The following is a 15,469-nucleotide window of genomic DNA, read 5'->3' as shown; positions in this document are numbered from 1 at the left end:
GCCGGCACCTGTTGTGGCTACTGCATTCCCAGCTCTGGGAAATCTTGTTGAGCATGCTGGTCTTCGGTCTTGGCATGGGAGCCAGTTATGCCGCGATGCCAGCGCTGATTGCCAGAAGCGTGGCGGTCCAGGAACTGGGTAGCTCGGTCAGCTTTAACCAGGTCTTGCGAACTGTCGGCTCCTCATTTGGCACCGCGATTTCTGCGGCCATCATCGCCACCCATCCCGGGTTGCATGGCGAGGCCAGCTCGACCAGTATCAATATGACCTTCTTGATCGGTGCAGTGCTGTGCATAACCCTCGGTATAGCGCTGTTGATCAATTCGGCGCTCCGTTCCTCACCAGCAACCGCATCGGTACCGACCCGCATCAATTCCTCGGGAGCAAACAAGAAGTGACGCCGGAAGATCCGTAGATCCTTCGGCGTCACTTATTGTTCCTGCGCTCAGGCTAGAGCTCGACGACCTCAAACTCCATCAGGTCAGCACCGTGAGCTACCGACTTCTTGCCTTCGCTGCCAGCATGGGCTGCGCCCGAACGCTCATCTCGCCAGTTTTCAAAATCCTCACGTGTGGCCCACTGGGTGTACACAAAGTAGCGGTCTTCGCCGGTTACTGGGCGCAACAGCTTAAAACCTTCAAAGCCAAGTGAGTAATCCACGGACTGTTTGCGTGCCGCAAAGCGCTTTTCCAGTTCTTCACCGGAACCTTCGGGAACCGACAGGGCATTGATGACAACAATCGACATGTTCAACCTTTCTTAGCGGTGCTTCACCGAAACAGAAGCTTCTCAAAGCCACCCTACGCCGGAAGTTTCCCCGGTGGCAGTTCGTGGCGCAGTGCAACGCCCTTGACGCGTATTGACTTTCTAATCAGCGAATTCTTCTGGCCAGCAGATCTCAAAACGTTCCAAAATCAGTTCACCGCCGGGCTTCAGGGTATCCGCCGGTGACCACTCGCGACCGATTGACTTCTGAGTTCGTCGCCAGAATTTCTCGTGTTCTTTTTGCCAATAGCCAAGGCTCAGATCACCTTCGCCCTCGGCCGCTGCGAACTGCTCATCGACCTCGTCGAAGCTGGAACGCTCCACACTGATCACTCGAAGAATGGCTTTGGGTTCACCCTGACCATCACAGATGATGCAGTGATCATCTACTTGCGGAATGCGTTCGTCGTAGTACGCGTATTCACTGGCCAATGACGACGTAGCGCGCTTGGTGCCATGCATAATGGCGTTCAACAGTTCATCGGCCAGCGCTGGGTGATCTCCGAAAGATTCTGCGACATGGTGCGGTGCCGCTTCAGGATTGATGCCCCGATGTGCCAGATGTTCAGCCCACATGGCTTCGGCAGCCGTTGTGTTTACCGGTGGAAGTTCTGGCACAGGATTCTCATTCATAGCTTGATCCTACGGCGTGATGGATTTTCTAGTGCGTTCTGGAATGAAGTGAGGCGACGGTGGGCGACAGGAAATTGGTCAGCTACCGTTTTCAAACTTGCTCATGGCAGGTTCCGAATTTCGTAGTCCAACGGGCATTGGCGGGGCTTCGCGAGTCGCCGCTGGCCGTTCAATCTTTACCGGCAGATCTGCACGGACCGCAGGAGTATCTTCATCCGTTGATAACTTCAGGCAGTGACGTAAGTGAAGGTAGGTCTTGATTCCAAAGCCGATAAGAATGCTCAGGAGTATTGCACCAAAAACTACCGAAACTAGCAGCACGTCGTTGGGAGTGAAATCACTGATTTCTTTGGTCAACAACGACGGAGCAGAGTTCGCATCCGTACTCGTTCCTGAAATCGTAAGCAACCGCGTCATCGTCACCATAGAACTCCACCCTATGGTGCGCACGCAGTGAACTTGGCCATTCTCAGGCAATTGATATGGGTTCGTTACGATACGTTCATGTGATCACGGTTAAATGTCGAAAGGCCACTGCCCGTCAACGATTTTCGTAGAACGGGGCAGTGGCCTTGAACGGTAATTACTTAGTTTTCTCTACGGATCAGTTGACCGTGTGGAGTCTGGAAGTCCACGTCGGTGCCAGCGACGATTGAACGCCTGACTAGCCCTTGCAGTTCCTTGCCCTGGTACGGAGAAATCGGGTTCTTGTGGTGAAGGTTCTGCACATCCACCTCGAAGCTTTCCTCTGGGGCGAAGACGGCGAAGTCAGCGTCGCGGCCTTCTTCGATCACTGCCTTGTTATTTAGTCCGGCGAGCTTGGAGGGATTCACGCTCATCCAAGAAATCACCTGCTCCAAGCTGATCCCGCGCTTCTTAGCTTCGGACCAGATCAACGGCAGGCCCAACTGCAACGATGCGACGCCACCCCAGGCCACTCCGAAGTCACCGTTTTCCACGTCCTTCAGATCAACCGTTGACGGTGAATGATCAGAAACGATGCAGTCGATAATTCCTTCCTGAAGCCCGCGCCACAACAGGTCGCGGTTAGCGTCTTCGCGAATTGGCGGGCAGCATTTGAAGGCGGTTGCGCCGTCTGGGATGTCTTCAGATAACAGCGTCAGGTAGTGCGGGCACGTTTCCACCGTGAGCTTCACGCCCTCTGCTTTAGCCTGGCGGATCATGTCCAACGCATCCGAGCTGGAAAGGTGCAGCACGTGTGCGCGCACCCCGGTCTTGCGAGCACGGTCAATGACCTGCTCAATAGCCGTGTTTTCTGCTGAGCGCGGGCGCGAATCAAGGAAACGCGAATAGGTGGAGCCTGAAGCCTGAGGAGAACTATCAATGATTTCTGAATCCTCGGCGTGTACCACCATCAAAGAGTCAAAGGAGGCCAGTTCAGCCATGTCCTCTTCCATCTCATCAACACTCAATGAGGGGAATTCATCAACTCCCGAATGCAACAGGAAGCATTTAAAACCGAAGACACCAGCCTCGTGTAGCTCGCGCAAATCCTGTTTGTTGCCCGGCACCGCTCCGCCCCAGAAACCCACGTTCACAAACGCATTCTTGCTGGCGGCTTCACGCTTGATGTTCAGCGCTTCAAGATTCACGGTGGGAGGAATGGAGTTCAGCGGCATGTCCACGATGGTGGTTACCCCGCCAGCGGCAGCTGCCTTGGTGGCTGATTCAAAGCCTTCCCATTCGGTGCGACCCGGCTCATTAACATGAACGTGAGTATCCACGAGCCCGGGTAGAAGCACTTCGTCCTCAGCTACCTCGATGACTCGCTCACCAACAAGCTGAGCTCCGAGTTCTTCAATGGCGACGATCTTGCCGTCACGAACACCAACTTCGCGCGGGCCAATTCCCTGCGCAGTTAGTACCTGCGAACCGCGAAGAACCAGATCATAAGCACCGGTTGTTGTGGAGGGTTCGGCGGAATTGCGGTCAACGGTCTCATTGATGCTCATACGTTGTTCCTACTCGTTTTTGGTGGTGTTGTGCTTGGCAGCTCAATGCCAGTTTAGGTGGTAGTGGCGCGGGGCACACCCAGATTGGTGAACCGGTGCCCCGCGCCAATATTTTTGCGGGTTCGCAAGTCAGCGACGACTGCCTTTCACGCACCCACGGTGGCTACTGCACCCAATGGCACCAATGCGGTTGGTGCGTCATCAGGCAACAGAGCCAGGTCTTCAAATTCATTGACGGAATCCAGCGCAGCGCCCATGGAGATGTTGGTGACCTTCTCCAGTATCACCTCGACCACCACTGGAACCTGATGTTCTTTGGCCAGCGCGTTAGCTTGAGCAAAACCGTCGGCCAGCTGGCTCGGATCCTCAATACGAACCGCCTTGCAACCTAAGCCTTCAGCTACCTTCACATGGTCAACCCCGTACCCGTTGGTCTCGGGAGAGTTGATGTTATCGAAGCCCAACGAGACGTGATAATCCATGTCAAAAGGTCGCTGAGACTGGCGAATCAGGCCAAGGTACGAGTTATTGACGACCACGTGAATATAAGGCAGCTTGAACTGCGCTCCCACGGCCAACTCTTCGATCATGAACTGGAAATCATAGTCACCGGAAAGGGCTACAACTCGTTGTCCAGGCTTGCCACGTACAACGCCCAGCGCGGCAGGTCCGGTCCAGCCCAGCGGGCCTGCTTGCCCGGCGTTGATCCACTTGCGTGGACCATAAACGTGCAGCATCTGTGCGCCAGCAATTTGCGAAAGCCCAATGGTTGAGACGTAGGTGGTGTCTTGGCCGAAGGCTGCATTCATCTCTTGATATACACGCTGCGGCTTGATCGGGATGTTCTCAAAGTTGGTCTTCCGGTGCCCGGTGGACTTACGTGCGGTGCACTCATCGGCCCAGCTGGAGTAGTCCGGCAGGGTGCCTGCGGCCTTGCGCTCACGCACCACTTCGAGAATGGCTTCGATTGCTGCTTTGGCATCAGAGACAACGCCTAGATCCGGAGAAAACACTCGGCCAATCTGCGTCGCTTCGATATCTACGTGGATGAACTTTCGGCCCGCCCGGTAGGTATCCAGTGCACCGGTATGGCGATTGGCCCAACGGTTGCCCAAGCCCAGCACCATGTCTGATTCCAGGAAGCTGGCGTTGCCGTATTTGGTATGGGTTTGGATGCCCACCATGCCTGACTGCAAACGATGATCATCCGGGATGATACCCCAGCCCATCAACGTTGGTGAGACCGGGATGTTCAACTCTTCAGCCAGCGCAATTAATTGCTCGCTGGCGTTGGCGTTGATGATTCCACCACCGGCAATGATGATTGGCTTTTTGCCGCTGAGCAGCAGATCAACAATCTTTTCTGCCTGTCCGCGGGTGGCCTTGGGCCGCTCAAAGGGCAATGGTTCATAGGCATCAATGTCAAAGTCTATCTCTGCCAGTTGAACGTTAATCGGCAGGTCAATAAGTGCTGGGCCGGGACGTCCTGAGCGCATGATCTGGAAGGCCTTGGCAAAGGTTCCGGGAACCAAACCTGGCTCCAAAACGATGGAGGCGTACTTAGTTACCGGCTTGGCGATGGATACGATATCTACCGATTGGAAATCTTCTTTGTGCAATACGTTGGTCGGAGCTTGCCCGGTAATGCACAGCATTGGAATTGAGTCCGCAATAGCTGCGTAGAGGCCGGTGATCATGTCGGTGCCAGCCGGACCCGAAGTTCCTAGGCACAAGCCGATCTTGCCGGTGGCCCGTGAGTAACCGTCGGCGGCATGGGAGGCACCTTCCACGTGGCGGTGCAGGGTGTGGCGAATTCCGCCATGGTCTTTCATGGCTGAGTACAACGGGTTGATGGCTGCCCCGGGAAGGCCGAAGGCTTCGGTGGCGCCTTCCTTTTCCAGGATCTGAACGATGGCATCTACTGCACGCATCTTTGGCATGGGTAACACGTCCTTTGAGAAGAAAGATTGAACCTACGGCGAGCTGCGCGGCGTTTGAGTCACCACAGCATCTGCTCCTTGAGCACCAGATTTTGGTGGCGGGCTGGAACGTAGCCCTCACGGGCCACCGGCGGAACTGGCTGCGACTTACCGTGTACCAAAGTCGCGGCTGTCCGAATCATTCGGTGGCTCGTACCAAGTTCTGAGGAGCTGGCGCTGGCTGCGCTGCTCGCCGTAGGAAATAAGGAAGGCCTAGGCCGGTTGGGGTGCGTCGATCTTTCCGGCCAGGCGCTGTACGCCGTTGTAGAGTGCGCTGTGGTCCAGCGCTCCATCGCCGCAGGCCACGGTGGAGGTCACCAGTTGGGCCACCAAAGCACCGAGTGGGAGCACCACTCCAGCTTCTCTGGCGGCCGAGGTCACGATGCCCATATCTTTGTTGTGGAGGGCAAGACGGAATCCGGGTTCGAATTCGCGGTCCAGGATTTTTGCGCTTTTTGGTCAAGTACCTTGGAGCCGGCCAGTCCCCCGCCGAGCACCGTGATCGCTGCGTTGGTGTCCACTCCGTAGGCTTCAAGGAACACCACTGCTTCACTGAGCGCTTGAATATTGGCGGCGACAATCAGTTGGTTGGCCGCTTTCACGGTCTGCCCGGAGCCAGCTGGTCCCACCAGCACAACGGTCTTTCCTATTGCATCCAGCACTGGGCGGGCGGCTTCAAAGTCCGCTGATTCCCCGCCGACCATGATGGACAATGCTGCGTTAATAGCTCCTGCTTCTCCACCAGAGACCGGAGCATCTAGTGGACGAAGCCCTGCTTCGCGGGCAGAGGTTGCAAGCGAGACTGCCACATCTGGACGGATTGTTGAGTTATCAATCCATAGGGCGCCGGCCTCGGCATTGGCAAAAACTCCGTCTTGGCCAAGGACAACGTCTTGGACGTCGGGAGAATCTGGAACCATGGTGATAATTGCATCAGCGTCCGCGACTGCATGGGCGATGGACGTTGCTTTGGTTCCGCCAACGGCTGCCAGTGCGTCGACTGCCGCGTCGCTGCGGTTATAGCCGGTGACGTTGAAGCCAGCGTGAACAAGATTCTTGGCCATTGGCAGGCCCATGATTCCCAGTCCAATAAAGGCAATATTCTGTGTCATGCGGTGCTCCTAAAGTGGTGTGGACTCGGAATAGGTCGAAGCTTGGGCGGTGGCCAACCAGTCAAAAGCGGTGCTTGCATCCTGCTTGTATTCCAGTGCAACTTTTCCGGTGTATCCCAGTTCGCGAGAGCGAGCGATCCATTCAAGCAGTGGTAGCTCTCCGGTGCCCGGGGCGCCTCGGCCTGGTGCATCAGCGATCTGAATGTGCCCGAAGTCCTTGGCATGTTCTTCAATGACCGCTGCGACATCATCGCCGTTAACGGCTAGGTGGTAGAAGTCAGCCAAGAGGGCAATATTTGACTGTCCCTGAGCTTGAACCGCCTTGACTACGTTGAGAGCCTGAGCTGCAGTTTTTAGCGGGTAGGTTTCCATGCCGGAGACCGGTTCAATGAGCACGGTTCCATCAACCTTGGCCACCGCGGCGGTTGCAGCCAGGAGGTTGTTCAAGGCCAGCGCATCTTGAGCTTCTGGGGCAACATCTGGCAGTCGGTTTCCATATAGGGCATTAAAGGAAGTGCATCCGGTGGCTTCAGCGATACCAACAACAACGTCGAGGTTGTCCTTGAATTCGGCTTCTCGTCCCACCCAGGAAACTAGGCCTCGGTCTCCATCTGGCATGTCGCCGGCGAAGAAGTTCAGTCCGTCGAGTTGGACTCCGGCGTCCATCAGTGAGGCGACAAATTCATCAACCTGCTGATCCGTGGGCACGGCCTGGGTAAATGGCCACCAGAATTCGACACTTTCGAAGCCCGCCTGACGCGCTGCTGCAGCACGCTGCAGCAGTGGCAGTTCAGTAAGAAGAATCGAGCAATTCAGAGTGTAAGACACCGGATTTCCCTCCAAGACCATCTTCCTAAATTTCCGCTTTGTGGAATCTAGGTTTTGCTTTATGAAAACAGTAAGTCTCGACTCGGAGCACTGTCAACCCCTTGAGGAGTAACTTTTACATACTCCTCGATAGCCCGCTGCGGAACGCTTTTGTCCCCGGGAAGGCAAGTAATGATTGCTTCATACACGAAACATGATCGACAGAAACCGGGTCTAGCCAGCCCATTCCCCTGCGCGGAATGGCGAAAGCGTTTCTCAAATATTTCCACTGAGTGAAATCAGGATTTTCTATTGCGGTAACCAAAACGCAAGCCTACAGTTGGTAACCAGTTGATGTGGCACACATCTCGGAGTGACTTTTTCTAACTCAGGAGCAGCCATGAGCGTACGTCTCATAGGGAGTCCAGCTGGCAGGACGTGGGGGCAATTGCCCTCCGCGACTTTGCCAGTAGTAGGCACCCCGTCCGAGTTCTATCGGAACTTCGGACAACCGATCTACCCGTAGCCAAGGCTCTGGTCCAGTATTCGGACCGATGCAATCTCACGCTACAAATAGATCAGCATGCCTCGTGCATGCGCGCTGTAGGTGCAGGCAATCCCCCAAAGATTTCTTTCTTTGCATACCCCTGCCCTCCAGCATTCTTCTGAGAAGAGGACCTCACCATGAGGCAAAACATTTCGGAGCCAGGCTTGGCCGCGCCAGCAGTTGCACTTACACCCAGCCAGGGAATTGATCCTGCCAACCCGCACGAGCTCAGCCCCACCTTGTACAACCAAGATTTGGCACCAACCACCCGCAATGGACGATCGTGGAATGCCTACAGCATCTTCACCCTCTGGGCCAACGACGTTCACTCTCTAGGCAACTACGCCTTTGCCATCGGACTCTTCGCCTTAGGCATGAGTGCCGGCCAAATTCTTGGCGCACTGGCCATCGGGGCGGCCCTACTCTTTGTCCTCCTTAGCCTCTCCGGCTACATGGGTGAAAAGACCGGCGTTCCCTTCCCCGTCATGAGTCGAATCGCCTTTGGCATCAATGGCGCCCAAATTCCTGCGCTGATTCGTGGAGCAGTGGCTATCGCCTGGTTTGGCATTCAAACCTACCTGGCCTCGCAGGTACTTTCGGTGATGGTTGTAGCCGTCGCCCCGGGTGTTGCAAGTCTTGAACCCTCCAGCTTCCTTGGGCTCAACGTGCTCGGGTGGATCTGCTTTGTGGCACTGTGGGCCGTCCAGTTGGTCATTGTCAGCTATGGCATGGAAATGATCCGCAAGTACGAGGCCTTCGCCGGTCCCGTCATCTTGGTAACCTTCTTGGCACTGGCCATCTGGATGCTCTTCGAATCCGGATTTAACATCTCGCTGAGCACCGGCGAAACCAAAACTGGCGGGCAGATGTGGGCCGCGATGTTTGGTGCCGCCGCCCTATGGGTCGCCATCTACGGAACCTTCGTTCTGAACTTCTGCGACTTCACTCGCGGAGCCTCCTCCAAGAAGGCCATCATCAAGGGCAACTTCTTTGGCATCCCACTGAACATGTTGTTCTTCGGAGCTATCGTTGTGGTTTTGACCGGCACCCAGTTCTCCATCAATGGCAAGGTCATCACCTCACCCTCTGATGTTGTCGGGGCCATTCCCAACACCTTCTTATTGTTGCTAGCTTCCGCCGCCTTGCTGGTGCTCACCATTGCGGTAAACCTCATGGCCAACTTTGTGGCACCCACCTACGCGCTAACCAATCTGTTCCCGAAAAAACTGAACTTCCGCAGTGCCGCCATGATCTCAGGAGTTATCGGCCTGGTGATCCTGCCGTGGAATATGTACAACTCTCCGGAAATCATCAATTACTTCCTTGGTGGACTCGGTGCATTGCTTGGCCCACTATTTGGCATCATCATGGCCGACTACTGGCTGATCCGCCGTGCGCGCATCAACGTCATGGATCTGTATCGGACAAATCCGGAAGGAACCTACTACTTCACCCGCGGGGTGAACTACCGCGCGGTGACCGCCCTAGTGATCAGCTCAGCCATCGCTCTGGTCTTGGCCTTTGTTCCTGCACTTCACGTCGTTGGATCCTTCGCGTGGTTCCTCGGTTCTGGCGCAGGTGCCCTGGCGTATCTTGCCCTAGCCAAGCGACACAACGATCTTGTCGACATTGACGGTGAGCCTATCGCCGTGGCTCCAACTCACTAGGAGCATCATGCGAATCCTCATTTTGAATGTGAACACCACTGCGTCCATGACCAAGGCCATCGGCGACTCGGCTCGGCAGGTAGCTTCACCGGGCACAGAAATTGTTGAGCTGACTCCGGACTTCGGCGCGGACTCCTGCGAAGGCAACTTTGAAAGCTACCTTGCTGCCATTGCCGTCATGGACAAAGTGGTTCGATATCCAGAACCTTTTGATGCGGTGATTCAGGCCGGCTATGGCGAACATGGACGCGAAGGGCTGCAAGAACTCCTTGATGTCCCCGTTGTAGACATCACCGAGGCAGCGGCCTCGACAGCTCAATTCCTGGGCCACAAGTATTCGGTGGTTACCACCTTGGATCGTGCGGTGCCGCTGATTGAAGACCGGCTGAAGCTCGCTGGTCTCACGGATCGCCTCGCCTCGGTGCGCGCCAGCGGACTGGGTGTTCTTGAACTGGAATCTGACCCACAGCGCGCGGTAGCTGCGATCGTTGAGCAGTCTCGAATCGCAGTGGAAAAGGACAAGGCTGAAGTAATCTGTCTTGGTTGTGGTGGCATGGCCGAGCTGGAGGAACAAGTGCGGCAGGCTACCGGTGTGCCGATTGTTGACGGGGTCCGCGCTGCGGTGACTATCGCGGATTCCTTGGTGCGAATGGGGCTGAACACCTCGAAGGTTCGCACCTACGCTCCCCACGTCCCAAGATCCTGACCGGGTGGCCAATCACTGCCAATTCCCTTACCAAGTGAATGCGCAGGAGCATCCCAGTTGGTGCACAGACAGCGCGTTTAGAGTTGTAAGTACCTCATGAAGGTGCGAGTGATGACATAAGGAAACCCCGATGCTTCGGCATCGGGGTTTCCTTTTGCGTCAGTGGATTACATGGTGTTCACGCTATCCTCAACCAGCTGTTCAGTTTCCTGATCTGCAGCGTATTTGCGTGATGCCTCTCCAACCAACGCCACAGCGATGGCGAGCACACCGGTCACAAGAATTCCCAACCCAATGTGGATCTGCAAGAAGGCGGCACCGGTTGCTGCACCGGCGAGGATCAATACAACCGCCAGCAATCGTCGCTGCCAGAACTTTCCACTGCCACCACCTAGTGGCGAATCAGCGGCAAGGCCGGTCAGGGTTGAAGTCACCACGACCGTGGTGACGTCCTTAACGCCCAGGTGTCGCGCGGTTGCTGCTTGGAGTCCCATCGAGGCGGCAATAAAGCCAGTGATCAACAGTGCCACAACGTCTGATGCTTGGTGAAGGTCTAGGAACAAAGCGAGCGAAGTCAACGCGAGGCACACACCCACCACAGCGATCAACAGTGTAGTTCGTCGGTTCCAGCCAGCTAGTTCCCTCTTCAAAACGCGACCACCGATCATGGCACCCACAACAAATCCGGCCAGTGCCACAACCGGGCCAACCACGGGAAGATCATCCGCACCCAAAAGCGCCATGCCCAGGATTACTACGTTGCCGGTCATGTTGCCGGTGAAGACCCTGTCCAGTCCGAGGTAACCAACGGCGTCAATGATTCCCGTGGTAAAGGTCAGTGCGAGCATCAACCAGAGATTGATTCGGTCAGGGCCGTAAGTCTTGAACAGCTGAGTCATTCTAATTTTCTTTCGCTACTTCCGGACAGGTTTGGGGAGGCGAGGTTCGCGCCGTCCTTGGCTGCCTTCGCAAAAGTGCAGCTCAGTCACCACCGCATGCAAACTCGAAACTCCTGTTTGCATGCTAATCGTCGGGCTGCACGCGAGACTATTTCGATGACGGGGTACTAAAGACCAGCTAACGTAACAAATCGCGCAGCTGGGTAACGCTGCGAATTCTGCCCGCAACCATGCGTCATATCGTTGCTATCTTCGTTCCTCTCTTCGTGGTTTGCGCTGTGAATACCCAACTTAAACACCAACGGCCGCCGTAGCTCCTGAGAATTCAGGAGTTACGACGACCGTAGGTGTTTTGCCCTCTAGGGATCGCTTGGTGCACCAGCTGCTTAGCTAATGGCCTCGGCAATCGGGGTTGATCCGTCGTAGAAGTTCACGGTCTGGCGAACCGCTGCCTTGGTATCAACTACGTGCGTGATGACCTCTGCGACGTTGTCGCGTGATGCCTTGCCGGTCTCTGAACTGGCCGGAGCACCGTCAATGTTTCCGGACTCATCAGCGATGACCAGCTTCTTAGTGGCTGGTTCAAGGGTCAGTGCGCCTGGACCAAGAATGGTGTATTCCAAGTCAGTGTCTCGAAGTACGGCATCCGCATCATGCTTTGCCTTGGCGTAGGTGTAGAAGGAGCTCTCTGGATCGAGGTTGTCCACATCTACTAATGCGCGGGAGTAGGAAACCATCACGAAGCGGCTGACACCTGCTTGTTTTGCAGCTTCCATCGAACGAACCGCAGCATCAAAGTCCACGGCGACGGTGCGTTCTGGGCTACCGCCGCCGGCGCCGGCCGAGAAGACAATTGCGTGTGCGCCGGTGAAGGCTTCGGTCAGCTGTTCAACATCAGCGTTTTCGATATCAAGCACCACTGGGTTGGCACCGGTCTCGGTGATCTCTTCAGAGTGCGCAGGGTTGCGAATCAGGGAGTCTACGGCGAAACCGCGCTCGACCAGTTTTGGTGCAGCCAGCAAAGCTACCTTGCCATGGCCACCAATAAGGACTACTCGACGTTCTTCAGACATGTACTACTCCTTCTGATCGTTGATCTCATCGTCTTATTCGGCACAACGACGATGAGTTGTGAACTATTCCCAAGAGACCACTAAACAGACCCAATCTGGTAGTCCGCTCAATGCCAGTTTTATTCAATGCTCACCGAGCGTAGCCTCGATGCAGAAAACAAAACCTCAACCTTGGACGAACGCTCATGAAGCAGAAAACCTTAAACCTGGAACTGACCAATGATCAATTCGCCGATCTCACCAACGCTTTAGAAGACCACCGGGATTACTTCAAAAAGCGTGCCGATGAAGCCATGCTCGGAATGAGCCTAGATACCGGCTACTGGAAATCTCGTGCAGAACAAGTTCAAGAAATCCTAGGGCTTGTTATGCACAGCGCACGACAAGATCATTAGCCTCGGTGAGCCGACCATTCGTCAGCAAGCAGCGCGTAGGCATAACTGTCCATCCAGACCCCGCTGCGATGCAGGCTGTTAGCTTTTTCAAAAGCTTCACGGCGCATGCCTACCCGTTCCATGAGTTTCACCGAGGGTTTGTTGGCTGCGAAGCATTCCGCAACAACTCTGCGTAGCCCCAAATCTTCGAAGCAGATTTCCATGACCTTGAGCACCGCCTCGCTGGCATAACCTTGGCCAGCGAACTGGGGATCAAAGCTCCAGCCGAGTTCGGCTTCCACGGATTTAGTCTGTTCCACAATTTCTCGTTGGCCCCAAGCATCCTTGATGTAAACCATCACGGTTCCAATGAGGCGCAGTTGGCCATCCGGGGTCTGCAGCTCTACTGCGACATCGAGATCGATCTTCCCCGATTGCAGAAATTGCTCTCGGTAAGTCTCAAAGTCGTGAGGTCCGGCAGTGATCCACTGGGCTACTTCTGGCAACTTGCGGTAGCTCCAAGTAGCTTCCAGATCTTGTTCGGTCAGTCGTCGTAAGCGTAGTCTCTCGGTGCGCACGGGCCACTGGATCTGCTCAAGGCTAGGAGTCATGAAGCTATCTTATCCAGTGAAGCCAATTCATGTTTCGTGAAATAGCGAACTGCTACAGCATGTATTTATCCCGTCTTTCGCAATGAATGTCCGAACTAAGCAAGTACTTAACGTTGTTTACTGTGTTTCACGTGCAACATTCGAAGCAGAAGGGTACCGATGGCCTGAATCCGACTTGGCTTAATATAGTCAGATAAGGCTAAGCTAATTATCAGATCATCCACTCGCGCAACCAATGAAGGTTGTCATAAGAAAGGACGCTATGGCCTCCATCAAGCTCCGCGCCGCTGCTCTTCTCAGCATCGCTACCCTGTCCCTCACCGCTTGCGGCTCTTCCACTGATACCGCCGCAGAAGCTAACGCGGATGATGCCAAGAAAGTTTCCTTCACCGACAACGACGGCGAAAAGAACGTCTCCGTACCAGCCACGTCCATCGTCGCAACCGACAACCGAACCTTCGAAACCCTGGATAGCTGGGGCATCAAGCTCTCCGCAGCAGCCGTCACCCTGATGCCTGACACCATTTCCTACACCAAGGACAAGGACATTCTTGATCTGGGTAGCCACAAGGAACCAAATCTTGAATCAGTCGTCACCGTAGACCCGGACCTGATCATCAACGGTCAGCGCTACGCCCAGTATGCAGATAAGTTCAAGGAGTTGGCCCCCGAGGCCACGATCGTTTCGCTAGACCCTCGCGATGGCGAGCCACTGGATGCTGAACTAGAACGCCAGGTCACCACAATGGGCGAGATTTTCGCCAAGCAGGACGAGGCCAAAAGCTTGTTGACCAGTTCGAAGCAGCCCAAAAGCGCGTCGAGGCTGCCTACTACACCGATGACACCGTCATGGGCCTGGTCGCTTCGGGGGCGAGCTTGGCTACTCAGCGCCGAAGACCGGACGCACCGTTGGCCCAATGTTTGATTTCCTCGGCCTGACCCCAGCGCTGGAACTTGAAGACTCCTCCACCGACCACGAAGGTGACGACGTCTCGGTTGAGGCCATCGCCAAGTCCAACCCTGACTGGATCATCGTCATGGACCGCGATGCCGCCGTTGCATCCGATGGCCCTGACTACCAGCCAGCCAAAAAACTACTGGAAGAATCCGAGGCACTGCAGAACGTGACTGCAGCCAAGGAAGGCCAGGTTTTGGTGATGCCAGCAGATACCTACACCAACGAGGGCATCCAGACCTACACCGAATTCCTCAACGAATTCGCTGACGCTCTCGAAGCTGCCAAGTAACATCCAGACACGTCTCAACTCTTTAGTGGCGAAGCCAGAATTCGGCTTCGCCACTAAAGCTGTTTTTCCACCACACTTCTTCACGGCGGCAATATGACAAGCACAATCACCTCGGCGCGAACCCCACCAAGGGTTTTCACCGGCAAACTAACACTGGGCATCCTTGGCGTTTTACTGCTCCTAGCCTTCTCGCTCTTTACCGGCGTGTACGACATTTTTGGCCAAGACGACGGCGCACAGATGTTCGCCATCACACGCATCCCGCGCACCATCGCCTTAGTTTTGGCTGGAGCCGCGATGGCCATGAGCGGCTTGGTCATGCAGCTACTGACCCAAAACCGGTTTGTTGAACCCACCACCACGGGCACCACCGAATGGGCCGGCCTTGGATTACTCACCATGCTGGTGCTGTTTCCGACCGCAAGCCTCCTGGCAAAAATGGGTGTGGCTATCGCCTTCGCTTTCGCCGGAACGATGATCTTTTTCCTCTTCCTCCAACGCGTCTCACTCAAGGCTTCGTTGACGGTGCCAATTGTGGGCATCATGCTCGGCTCGGTGGTCGGCGCGTTCTCGACATTCTTGGCGCTGAGCACCGACAAATTGCAGTCTTTGGGCATCTGGCTGGCCGGTTCGTTCACCTCGGTGATCCGCGGCCAATACGAAGTGCTGTGGATCGTCGCCCTGGTGGCCGTCGCGATCTACATCGTGGCCGACCGCTTCACCGTTGCAGGCCTAGGCGAAGAGATCGCAACCAACGTGGGCTTGAACTACCGCCACGTGATGCTCCTCGGTACCGCACTGATCGCAGTTGCAACTGGCGTGGTCACCGTAGTGATTGGCAACCTGCCGTTCTTGGGACTGATCGTGCCAAACATTATCTCCATGGTGCGCGGCGATGACCTGCGCAGCAATTTGCCATGGGTCTGCCTGCTGGGCATCGCGATCACCACCGTGTGTGACCTCATCGGCCGCACCATCATCATGCCCTTCGAAGTTCCGGTTTCCCTGATCCTCGGGGTACTCGGTGCGATCGTATTCATCTTCCTTCTGTTGAGGCAGCGCAAAGTTGGCTAATC

Annotated in this window: 14 protein-coding genes and 3 pseudogenes; 6 read left to right on the top strand and 11 right to left on the bottom strand. The window is 55.4% G+C overall.

Annotation, left to right across the window (positions count from 1 at the left end; all coding sequences use genetic code 11):
- Nucleotides 1–11 precede the first annotated feature (11 nt).
- Nucleotides 12–398 carry an MFS transporter gene (locus N6V40_RS03955; RefSeq protein WP_262199090.1) on the top strand — a complete coding sequence of 129 codons (387 nt, stop codon included), beginning with the start codon at nt 12–14 and terminating at the stop codon, nt 396–398.
- Nucleotides 399–450: 52 nt separating this feature from the next.
- Here the strand turns inward: N6V40_RS03955 and N6V40_RS03950 are convergent, their stop codons facing one another.
- The 8 genes and pseudogenes from N6V40_RS03950 to N6V40_RS03915 all read right to left on the bottom strand — a co-directional run bounded on the left by N6V40_RS03950 (nt 451) and on the right by N6V40_RS03915 (nt 7,290).
- Nucleotides 451–747, bottom strand: coding sequence for an antibiotic biosynthesis monooxygenase family protein (locus tag N6V40_RS03950; RefSeq protein ID WP_262199089.1), 297 nt, complete (start codon nt 745–747; stop codon nt 451–453).
- 120 nt (nt 748–867) lie between these two features.
- Nucleotides 868–1,398 carry an ASCH domain-containing protein gene (locus N6V40_RS03945; RefSeq protein ID WP_131089430.1) on the bottom strand — a complete coding sequence of 177 codons (531 nt, stop codon included), beginning with the start codon at nt 1,396–1,398 and terminating at the stop codon, nt 868–870.
- Nucleotides 1,399–1,476: 78 nt separating this feature from the next.
- Nucleotides 1,477–1,824 (bottom strand): hypothetical protein, encoded by a 348-nt coding sequence (locus N6V40_RS03940; protein WP_262199087.1) that lies wholly within the window; start codon nt 1,822–1,824, stop codon nt 1,477–1,479.
- 161 nt (nt 1,825–1,985) lie between these two features.
- Nucleotides 1,986–3,371 carry an allantoinase AllB gene (gene allB / locus N6V40_RS03935; protein WP_131089432.1) on the bottom strand — a complete coding sequence of 462 codons (1,386 nt, stop codon included), beginning with the start codon at nt 3,369–3,371 and terminating at the stop codon, nt 1,986–1,988.
- Nucleotides 3,372–3,517: 146 nt separating this feature from the next.
- Complete coding sequence (gene gcl / locus N6V40_RS03930; RefSeq protein ID WP_131089433.1) at nt 3,518–5,311, bottom strand: glyoxylate carboligase; 1,794 nt, start codon at nt 5,309–5,311, stop codon at nt 3,518–3,520.
- Between the two features lie 59 nt (nt 5,312–5,370).
- Nucleotides 5,371–5,493 carry a hypothetical protein gene (locus N6V40_RS03925; RefSeq protein ID WP_262199085.1) on the bottom strand — a complete coding sequence of 41 codons (123 nt, stop codon included), beginning with the start codon at nt 5,491–5,493 and terminating at the stop codon, nt 5,371–5,373.
- Nucleotides 5,494–5,563: 70 nt separating this feature from the next.
- Nucleotides 5,564–6,462 (bottom strand): annotated as a pseudogene (locus N6V40_RS03920) (2-hydroxy-3-oxopropionate reductase).
- Nucleotides 6,463–6,471: 9 nt separating this feature from the next.
- A complete protein-coding gene (locus N6V40_RS03915; RefSeq protein WP_131089435.1) occupies nt 6,472–7,290 on the bottom strand; it encodes a hydroxypyruvate isomerase family protein in 819 nt (272 codons plus the stop codon).
- 663 nt (nt 7,291–7,953) lie between these two features.
- Between N6V40_RS03915 and N6V40_RS03910 the strand changes: the two genes are divergently transcribed.
- Entirely contained in the window at nt 7,954–9,483 is a 1,530-nt protein-coding gene (locus tag N6V40_RS03910) for an NCS1 family nucleobase:cation symporter-1 (protein WP_131089437.1), read from the top strand.
- Nucleotides 9,484–9,490: 7 nt separating this feature from the next.
- A pseudogene (locus N6V40_RS03905) lies at nt 9,491–10,227 on the top strand (aspartate/glutamate racemase family protein).
- Nucleotides 10,228–10,356: 129 nt separating this feature from the next.
- On the opposite strand, the gene N6V40_RS03900 reads toward N6V40_RS03905, so the two are convergent.
- The gene (locus N6V40_RS03900) at nt 10,357–11,088 is read right to left on the bottom strand and encodes a YoaK family protein (RefSeq protein WP_262199084.1); all 732 of its coding nucleotides are present in this window, start codon (nt 11,086–11,088) and stop codon (nt 10,357–10,359) included.
- Between the two features lie 386 nt (nt 11,089–11,474).
- The gene (locus N6V40_RS03895; protein ID WP_262199083.1) at nt 11,475–12,161 is read right to left on the bottom strand and encodes an SDR family oxidoreductase; all 687 of its coding nucleotides are present in this window, start codon (nt 12,159–12,161) and stop codon (nt 11,475–11,477) included.
- 185 nt (nt 12,162–12,346) lie between these two features.
- Between N6V40_RS03895 and N6V40_RS03890 the strand changes: the two genes are divergently transcribed.
- Entirely contained in the window at nt 12,347–12,556 is a 210-nt protein-coding gene (locus tag N6V40_RS03890; protein WP_131089443.1) for a hypothetical protein, read from the top strand.
- Here the strand turns inward: N6V40_RS03890 and N6V40_RS03885 are convergent.
- On the bottom strand, nt 12,553–13,146 hold the full coding sequence (locus N6V40_RS03885; protein ID WP_262199082.1) for a GNAT family N-acetyltransferase: 594 nt from the start codon (nt 13,144–13,146) through the stop codon (nt 12,553–12,555). The two genes, N6V40_RS03890 and N6V40_RS03885, sit on opposite strands and share 4 nt — an antisense overlap.
- A gap of 262 nt (nt 13,147–13,408) precedes the next feature.
- On the opposite strand from N6V40_RS03885, the pseudogene N6V40_RS03880 reads away from it, so the two are divergent.
- Together N6V40_RS03880 and N6V40_RS03875 are read left to right on the top strand one after the other, a co-directional pair.
- Nucleotides 13,409–14,393: pseudogene (locus tag N6V40_RS03880) on the top strand (siderophore ABC transporter substrate-binding protein).
- A gap of 93 nt (nt 14,394–14,486) precedes the next feature.
- The gene (locus tag N6V40_RS03875; protein ID WP_262199081.1) at nt 14,487–15,467 is read left to right on the top strand and encodes an ABC transporter permease; all 981 of its coding nucleotides are present in this window, start codon (nt 14,487–14,489) and stop codon (nt 15,465–15,467) included.
- The last annotated feature ends 2 nt before the right edge of the window (nt 15,468–15,469 follow it).

Source organism: Glutamicibacter sp. M10, from assembly GCF_025452055.1.
Lineage (GTDB): Bacteria > Actinomycetota > Actinomycetes > Actinomycetales > Micrococcaceae > Glutamicibacter.
The sequence above is the reverse complement of the archived record's forward strand: the minus strand, read 5'-3'. Positions and strand labels throughout refer to the sequence as shown.

Bases quoted from the DNA above. Each gene is read 5' to 3' on its own strand.
- N6V40_RS03950 (WP_262199089.1), bottom strand. From the start codon at position 747: ATGTCGATTGTTGTCATCAATGCCCTGTCGGTTCCCGAAGGTTCCGGT.
- N6V40_RS03945 (WP_131089430.1), bottom strand. From the start codon at position 1,398: ATGAATGAGAATCCTGTGCCAGAACTTCCACCGGTAAACACAACGGCT.
- N6V40_RS03940 (WP_262199087.1), bottom strand. From the start codon at position 1,824: ATGGTGACGATGACGCGGTTGCTTACGATTTCAGGAACGAGTACGGAT.
- allB (WP_131089432.1), bottom strand. From the start codon at position 3,371: ATGAGCATCAATGAGACCGTTGACCGCAATTCCGCCGAACCCTCCACA.
- gcl (WP_131089433.1), bottom strand. From the start codon at position 5,311: ATGCCAAAGATGCGTGCAGTAGATGCCATCGTTCAGATCCTGGAAAAG.
- N6V40_RS03925 (WP_262199085.1), bottom strand. From the start codon at position 5,493: ATGATTCGGACAGCCGCGACTTTGGTACACGGTAAGTCGCAGCCAGTT.
- N6V40_RS03910 (WP_131089437.1), top strand. From the start codon at position 7,954: ATGAGGCAAAACATTTCGGAGCCAGGCTTGGCCGCGCCAGCAGTTGCA.
- N6V40_RS03900 (WP_262199084.1), bottom strand. From the start codon at position 11,088: ATGACTCAGCTGTTCAAGACTTACGGCCCTGACCGAATCAATCTCTGG.
- N6V40_RS03895 (WP_262199083.1), bottom strand. From the start codon at position 12,161: ATGTCTGAAGAACGTCGAGTAGTCCTTATTGGTGGCCATGGCAAGGTA.
- N6V40_RS03890 (WP_131089443.1), top strand. From the start codon at position 12,347: ATGAAGCAGAAAACCTTAAACCTGGAACTGACCAATGATCAATTCGCC.
- N6V40_RS03885 (WP_262199082.1), bottom strand. From the start codon at position 13,146: ATGACTCCTAGCCTTGAGCAGATCCAGTGGCCCGTGCGCACCGAGAGA.
- N6V40_RS03875 (WP_262199081.1), top strand. From the start codon at position 14,487: ATGACAAGCACAATCACCTCGGCGCGAACCCCACCAAGGGTTTTCACC.